The organism is Gemmatimonas sp., from assembly GCF_041689975.1.
Lineage (GTDB): Bacteria > Gemmatimonadota > Gemmatimonadetes > Gemmatimonadales > Gemmatimonadaceae > Gemmatimonas.
This window is the reverse complement of record NZ_JBDNFF010000136.1, coordinates 1-7,649: the sequence shown is the minus strand read 5'-3', so window position 1 is coordinate 7,649 and position 7,649 is coordinate 1. Positions and strand designations below refer to the sequence as shown.

7 protein-coding genes are annotated in these 7,649 nt (G+C 63.9%); 4 read left to right on the top strand and 3 right to left on the bottom strand.

What is annotated here, in order from left to right; translation table 11 throughout:
* Window positions 1-762 (top strand): PA14 domain-containing protein (locus tag ACESNG_RS09160; protein WP_373068662.1); only part of this gene is annotated, 762 nt, incomplete at its 5' end.
* A 14-nt stretch (window positions 763-776) separates the two neighbouring features.
* On the opposite strand, the gene ACESNG_RS09155 is transcribed toward ACESNG_RS09160, so the two are convergent.
* A complete protein-coding gene (locus ACESNG_RS09155; protein ID WP_373064932.1) occupies window positions 777-1,796 on the bottom strand; it encodes an acetamidase/formamidase family protein in 1,020 nt (339 codons plus the stop codon).
* 125 nt (window positions 1,797-1,921) lie between these two features.
* Window positions 1,922-2,392, bottom strand: a complete 471-nt coding sequence (locus ACESNG_RS09150; RefSeq protein ID WP_373064930.1) for a hypothetical protein — start codon at window positions 2,390-2,392, stop codon at window positions 1,922-1,924.
* 192 nt (window positions 2,393-2,584) lie between these two features.
* Here ACESNG_RS09150 and ACESNG_RS09145 point away from each other — a divergent pair, with 192 nt between their 5' ends.
* Window positions 2,585-4,504, top strand: coding sequence for a sodium:solute symporter family protein (locus ACESNG_RS09145; RefSeq protein ID WP_373064928.1), 1,920 nt, complete (start codon window positions 2,585-2,587; stop codon window positions 4,502-4,504).
* A 417-nt stretch (window positions 4,505-4,921) separates the two neighbouring features.
* Window positions 4,922-5,062 carry a hypothetical protein gene (locus ACESNG_RS09140; RefSeq protein ID WP_373068660.1) on the top strand — a complete coding sequence of 47 codons (141 nt, stop codon included), beginning with the start codon at window positions 4,922-4,924 and terminating at the stop codon, window positions 5,060-5,062.
* Window positions 5,063-5,502: 440 nt separating this feature from the next.
* On the opposite strand, the gene ACESNG_RS09135 is transcribed toward ACESNG_RS09140, so the two are convergent.
* Window positions 5,503-6,516 (bottom strand): hypothetical protein, encoded by a 1,014-nt coding sequence (locus ACESNG_RS09135; protein ID WP_373064926.1) that lies wholly within the window; start codon window positions 6,514-6,516, stop codon window positions 5,503-5,505.
* 335 nt (window positions 6,517-6,851) lie between these two features.
* Between ACESNG_RS09135 and ACESNG_RS09130 the strand changes: the two genes are divergently transcribed.
* Window positions 6,852-7,649 (top strand): carboxypeptidase-like regulatory domain-containing protein (locus tag ACESNG_RS09130; protein ID WP_373064924.1); only part of this gene is annotated, 798 nt, incomplete at its 3' end.

Genomic DNA, 7,649 nt, shown 5'->3' with positions numbered 1-7,649 from the left:
TACGATTGGCAGTCGCCGAAGCTCTGGCCCCTGGACAGTACACACACGACGCCACGTGCGCCGACGTTGCGACTACGCGTGCTCGGGCCGGCTGGTCGCTGGCGCGTGCTGTCGCGCCGCGGCGTGGCGAGCATGTCGGCCGCGTCGGGGAATGTCGGCGACACGATCATGGTCACACCGCGTGTCGATCAGCGGCACGATTCAGCGCATGATTGGGAGGTCACGCTCGAGTATCGCGGCGCGGCCACGGTGTCGCCGCGCGGGGTACGCACCGCGGCGGGCATGCCGCAGCGTTTCCGTTACGAACAGTTCGCGCCGCGCACCACGTGGACGCAGCGCGTGTTCGCGTGGAGCGACAGCACCGATCCCGTGAAGCAGCCGGCGGCATTCGCGGCACTGTTGGCTGGTACGCCGCTCAGCACGCGCACCGCGCCGCGCATGGATTGGTTCTGGTCGAGCTCACGCGATGCGCAGATTCCGACGCGCCGGATGGCGATGGAAGCCACGGCCACGCTCGATCTGTCGCCCGGTGCTTACACGCTGCGCACGCTCAGCGACGATGCCGTGCGGGTGTGGGTTGATGACCGCCTTGTGATCGATCAGTGGACGCCACACGAAACGATGCCCGGCTACGCGCCGCTCCGTGGCGGCGTGCATCGGGTGCGTGCGCAGTACGTGCAGGGCGACGGGTGGACCGAGTTCCGTCTCGACGTGCTGCGCGGAGTGGTGCGTTCGTCGATGGGGTCAGCCGGTCCGCATTAGCGTGCCGCGCGGTGTCACTTCACCTTGGTGAAAATCGCCTTGGGGATCATCACGTGCGCGCCCACGTTGCCGTCCACCAGCTGCGTGATGCGCACGTCGCAGGCCACACTGGTCAGCATGTAGGCGTCGTCCTTCGACAGCCCCTTCGTCTGCAGGAATTCGATCGCCTGACGCAGCGCGGTCTTGGTGGCGACCACGAGATCCTTGTCGGCGCCCATCGTGATCCAGTGCGTAGGCGTCTCGCCTTGTGGCCAGGTGAGCTTCAGGTCCTTGCGCACGATCACTTCGAGTACACCGGTCAGCGACGTCTCGAGAGCCGTGATGTCCACCTCGCCGTCGCCCTGGGCGGCGTGTCCGTCGCCCACTTCCAGCAGCGCCCCCGGCACGTGCACGGGAATGAAGAGCGTGGTGCCGGCCACCAGCTCCTTGTTGTCCAGATTGCCGGCATGAATGTCGGGTGGCGCGCTGCTGACCCGCCCACGAGCGGGCGGCGGAGCCACGCCGATGCTGCCGAAGAACGGACGCAACGGGATGTCGATGCCCGGCGCGAAGCGCGCCAGCATCTTCTTCGCATCAAGCGGGATGATGCGCATCTTTGCGTACGGAAAGTCTTCCGGAATGAAGCCGCTGGTGCGACCGAAGGCATTGTAGGCATACGGGATGGCCAGGTCGACCTTCTTGATGCGCACCTCGAGCACGTCACCGGGCTCGGCCCCTTCAACGAATATCGGTCCCGTCAGAATGTGTCCGCCCGGTCCGCGATCCTTCACCTGATCGGTGATCGCACGGAGCGCGGGCTCCACGTCGTCCGGCTTTACGCCGGCGCCTTCCAGCCGTGTTGGATTCGAGGTGATCAGCGTGCCGATGGTGACCTCGTCGCCCGACTTGATCCGCAACACCGGCTTGGTCTCCGACCAGTAGTGCCCCACAACCACCGTTTCGGGTGTCGGCATGAGGCGATGCTTCGTCTGCGCGCCAAGGGAAGTGGCGAGCAGGGTAGAGAGGAGGAACAGACTTACGGGGCGCTGGGTCATGCAGGAGCTCCGAGAGGAGGCACGGACAAGAAAGGCACTGGCCCACATAATGTGGTCGCTCCGTACCTGCTTCGTCGACTCTCGCCCGATGTCAGTCGCTTATGCGACGAGCGTACGCCACGCGCCTATGCCACGCGCTTGGCGATATGTGACGTCCCGTACGCCGGTGTCTCCCGGATCGCCGACATGCCGTGCGACGCGGTAAGTCGTGTGAACGGGGAGCCGTCGGGCTGGCCTACGAACAGCCACACCGTACCGGTGCGCACTGAGTAGTACTGGCGCACCATCACGCGACGCGGCATCAGGGCGCACGAGAAGGTAAAGCTGAAGGTGTCGTCGAGGCGCTCCTCGGCGATGCCCTCCAGAAAGCGCCCGTAGAACTCCGGGACATTGGCACTGGGGGCGACTTCGAAAAAGAAGTGCAAGCCCAGCGGGCGCGGGATTACCCCGACGTTCTCCGCTTCAGCCCGATTGTACGACACGACCCGTGCGTCGAGATCCAATTGGACCACGCCGTACGGGATCGCATCCATCTCCTCGACCGTCAGGCGATCGAGAAACGGCGCAAGCATTCGGGATGTCGTTTCCAGCGGCATCTAACAATCCGGACGAGTCGGTGTGTCCAGGGCCATCGTGACCGTCCAACACCCGCTACCCATTCGAGGATCGGAACGGCGAGTGTTCGACTTGAGGGTCTTGGTCCCTGAGTACAGAACTTTGAATGTTTCACCGCGGGCGCGTGCCGTCACGCGTTGCCGACCCGCGCTCCTCACGCGAGATTCCCGCGCATGAACATCTCCTGGATCGATTGGGTCATCGCCACCGCGACCATTCTCGTGTGCTTCGTTCCGGCGCTCTTCCTTGCCAAGCGCTCGGGGGCCAGTACCTCGGAGTTCTTCGCGTCCGGCCGCTCCGTGCCCTGGTGGCTGGCTGGCTTGTCGATGGTGGCCACGACGTTCTCGTCGGATACCCCCAACTGGGTCACCGAGCAGGTACGGCGCTACGGCGTGGCCGGGAATTGGCAGTGGTGGGCCTTCGTGCTCACCGGCGTAGCCACGGTGTTCTTCTTTGCGCGGCTCTGGCGGCGCTCGGGCGTGATGACGGACCTCGAGTTCTACGAGCTCCGCTACTCCGGCAAGTCGGCCTCGGTGGTGCGCGGCTTCCGCGCCATCTACCTCGGTCTGTTTTTCAACTGCTTCATCATGGGCATGGTGACGTTGGCGGCGTGCAAGATCGCCAACATCCTGTTTGGTCTCGCGCCTTGGCAGACGATCGTCATTACGGGGGTGCTGAACGTCGCGTTCGCCGCACACTCCGGTCTCTGGGGCGTGCTCGTGATCGACATGATTCAGTTCTTCATCAAAATGACCGCCGTATTTGCCGCGGCCTGGTTCTCATTGGTGGAAGTGGGACGTCGGCTGGCCGGTCAGGCCGATGGGTGGCTCGGTCTCAAATTGCTCACAGAGCGATTGTCCACGCTGCAGGTGGTGCAGAGCACCGCCGCCAACGCCCAGCCGGTGATGTCGGTGAAAGACGGCACCGGTCAGCCCATTCTCGACCTGCTGCCCAACTTCAGCATGTCCGAGTTGGCGCTCATGATCTTCATCATGCCGATTGCCGTGAGCTGGTGGGCGAACTGGTACCCCGGCGCTGAGCCAGGTGGTGGTTCGTATATCGCGCAGCGCATGCTGGCTTCCAAGTCGGAGAAAGATTCACTCGGTGGCACGCTGTTCTTCAACATCGCGCACTACGTGCTGCGTCCGTGGCCGTGGATCATCACCGCGCTCTGCTCGATCATCGTGTATCCGGATCTCGCGTCGATCCAGTCGGCGTTCCCGAACGCCGACGCGTCGCTGATCGGACACGACTCGGCGTTCCCCGCCATGCTCAAGTTCCTGCCCGTGGGATTCGTGGGGCTCATGATCGGCGGGTTGTTGGCCGCGAACTCGTCGACGATTCTCACGCACCTTAACTGGGGCTCGTCGTACCTCGTGCACGATTTCTACCGTCGCTTCATCAAGAAAGACGGCAGTGAATCACACTACGTGAACGCGGGACGTCTGTCCACGATCGGCTTGTACGTTTTCGCCGCGCTGCTCAGTCTCACGATGAGTTCCGCGCAGCAGGCGTTCCAGGTGCTGCTGTCGATCGGCGCCGGCACGGGGCTGCTGTACATGGCGCGCTGGTTCTGGTGGCGGGTGTCGGCGTGGTGCGAGATCGTGGCCATGGTGATGTCGCTGGTCACGTCGCTGGCGGTACCGTACTTCATGCCCGGCGCCGGCTTCGCGACCACGACGATCGTGCAGGTGGCGATCACCACCGTGGCGTGGCTGATCACCGCGTTCGTCGGCCCCACCACCGATCGTGCCACGCTGATCGCGTTCGTGCGGAAGGTGAAGCCGGTGGGCGCTGGGTGGGGCGAGCTCCGTGCCGCGGCCGGCATCTCCGACGCCGAGGTGGCGCGGGACAATCGCATCGGCGCCGCGTTTGCGGGCTGGATCTCCGGCTGCGTGGTGATCTGGTCGTCGCTGTTTGCGATCGGCAACTTCCTGTATGCCTCGAGCGATCCGTCGCGACTCACGACCGCGTGGATTCTGACGGCGGTGTTGGCGGTGAGCGGCTTTGTGTTGCTCAGAGTCACGCAACAGCTATGGTCCGATAGCTCGGCGTTGCAGGCGCGTGAGGAGGCGCGGGGGAGTCGGGGGTAGGGAGTAGGGAGTCGGGAGTCGGGGGTCGGGAGTACCGAGTAGGGAGTTCTGGATCATGCGTGGATCAGGACGGCTTTCGACCGCTCGTCGCTCTTCGTGCGCGCTGGGCGTACTCTCTGCGGCATTCGCTGCTGCCTACCCAACGGCGGGAACGGCGCAGGGGCCGGACGGCAACCGTGTTGTGCGCGGTGTCGTTCGCGACTCGTTGAACGGGGGTGCCGTGATCCGCGGCGCCACGTTGCGTATCGCCGCGCTTGGCCTCCAGGCATTGACGGACCAGCGAGCGCGATTCGAGTGCCGCAGTCTCTCTCCGGAGCGCCATGAGCTCAGCGTGCATTCGGCGCTCCTGGATTCGCTTGGCATCGATACGCTACCGTCCACCGTCGCTGAGGCGAGTCGTCGAAATGCGGACTGGTGTTGGCGACGCCACCCCGTAGCCGCTACGCCGCGTTCCTGTGCGGCGGCTCGTTGCCGTCGGATATCGGGATCGTTCGTGGTAGGCTTTCGTCAGCGCTCGCTCGGCTCGCACTCGCCACCACTGCCGGTGCGCTGCTGTAGATCGCGGCACTCTGGTCGGAAACGCTCGTGGGCGCCGGTCAAATGGAACGTCGCGAGACGGCGTCATCGGCCTCCGCGGTGCGCGCCAGCGCCGCGGACGCGGTCACCGGAGAACTCCTTGGTCGTGTCACCGCAGATGGGCAGTTCACTCTGCAGCGACCGACGCATTCGCAGCAATTGATGGTGCGCAGCGTAGGGTACCAGCCGAAGTTCGTCGACATCGAGCCAATGCAAGCGATAGTTGCCATTGGTGAGATTCGTCTGGTGCCCGTGCCCCGACAGTTGGCAACGATGCGTGTCGAAGGACGCCGTGTTTCAACAGAGGAACTTGCGTTCGACGCGCGGCGACGCATCGCTCCGCGTGTGCGCTCTCACAGCTCGACGATTCTGACGGATGTGCATCCATCGTCATCCGGACACGCTAGTCTCAGCGGTTGCGACTACTGCTTCCGCAACGAATACACGAGCACGACCTCGAGGTCATCGTCGTCCTTGGTCACTCCCGCTACATAGTCGGCGCCGGCCTCGAGCAGGTAGAAGCGCGGTGGGAGCCTGACGTTGGCCAGGAATTCTCCCGCACTCGAGTACACGCGCCATCGCGTGGATCGCTCGGGGAGTGGATTCGGGTTGGTCCGTCGCCAGTCATCGGTGCTGGGCGGGCCAATCCATAACGCGTTGTCGCGTGCGGCGAGCAAGGGTCCATACACGCCGAGGCTTTTCGCGAACGTCACGCTCGCGCGCGCCCAACGTACCTGGTCGTCGAGCATCTTCCGTGGGCTTCCCACGTTCACCGTGTAGATGTCGCTGAAGTACGCTTCTTTGTCGGCATTCGTCACGGCCACAGGCAACGCGTTGGTCAATGCACGAGTCCAGAGTCGACGCCCTGATCGGTCGTAGCATCTGAAGGTCGTGGAGCCGGCGTAGCCCGTGCAGAACTGATTGCGCAGCACCGCGACGCGATTGCGTGGCGAGTAGACATTGCCTTTGAGTTTTCCGCCGGGAAGGCGCGTGAACTCCTGCGTGGGAAAGTGACCGAGGGCCACGCGCGAAGTTGCCGTGATCCGCACCAACTCCTCGGTCGCTTGCTGCCACCGGCCCTCAGGAATCTGCTCCAATCGCTTCACGCCGACAACGAGATCGCCATTCGCGAAAAACCCATGCACCTGTTCTGCCGTCGCGGCCACGCGCTCAGATCTCACAAATCGCCCCTCCAGCGTGAATCGGTGAATGGCCTCATTCATATCGATCACTGCCAGTGTGTCTCCGAAGCGGAGAAATTGGTTCACTCCTTCGAATTCACTTGGGCCTTGTCCGTTTCGTCCTACCGTTTTCGTGCTTCTACCAAGGGAATCGAAGAACTGAATGTTGTTCCTCAGATCGCTGGCGAGGACGACTCCTCCATTGGGTAACACCGACACGCCGATGAGCGTTGCAAAGTCGACGTCGGCACTCATGGCGATGCGTAGTCGTGGGGTGGGATCAACCGTCCACTCGTGCGGAGCGTCCGTGTTCGAAGGCGGTCGCGCCACCCCTTGTGCGTACGCAGCGAATGCGTGGAGCAGGAGGCCGAGTGCCGCGACAGCGACCGAAGACGTGATCCTGCTCAATGGCGAGCTCCGATTCGAAGGGCCTGCGGGTCTGCGCAGGGCAGGGATTGATTGGTGGGCTGCACTCATTCACAACGCGCGTCTGTTTCGTTCACAGCGCCATCAGGACGTAAGCAGCACGAGCAACGTGGCGCTAGTCGCCGGCCCTTGCCCGCTCCCTCGCGAAGGGCTTCTATGTCTGCATGCGAGTCAATGAACTGCCCGCCGTGCTGTTGGCCATTGTGCTCCTTACCGCGGCAACGGATCGCGCTCCGCGCGGTCGCGAAGACGGAGCCGCACGACAAGCGCGCGCGCAGGCAACGATCGCCGGAATGGTGTTCGATAGTCTCGCCAACCTGCCGATACCAAACGCGCTCGTCCAGTTGGTCACGAAAGCAACCCCTTCAGAAGTGCGGTCGGTTCGGTCCGATACGGTCGGCCGGTTCGCGTTCGAGTCCGTTGCGGTCGGGCAATACTTCATCGGATTTCTCCACCCGAAGCTCGATTCGCTGTTGCTACGTCCTCCGGTTACCTCGGTCGACATCGAGCATGCACAAGCGGCGATTATCGTGACGCTTGGCATACCGTCCGCAACGGCGCTCACAGCGTTGTTCTGTGGACCGACAGCTCCCAGCGAGCACCCGTTGGGCCTCATGCTCGGCCGCCTGCGAACGTCGGACGGCTCACCGGTCGACTCGGGACAGGGCGCGGTGCGCGCACGATGGCGCACACTGCGCGTTGACGACACCGGTGTGCGCGCGCGCGTCGATTCGACGACCTACTCCTTGCGCGCATCACCGGATTTCGTGCTCTGCGGGCTGCCGCACGAGGGTCCATTCACGACGCAGGCATGGCTCGGGGCCGACTCGTCGGGCGTCGTCGAGCTCGAAGTTCCAGTCGATGGCATCCTACGACGTGATCTGTTCGTATCCGCCGGGTTACGCCGTGGGCAGATGGTAGGCTTCGTGCGAGATCCCACCGGGGGCGGTGTAGAACGGGCG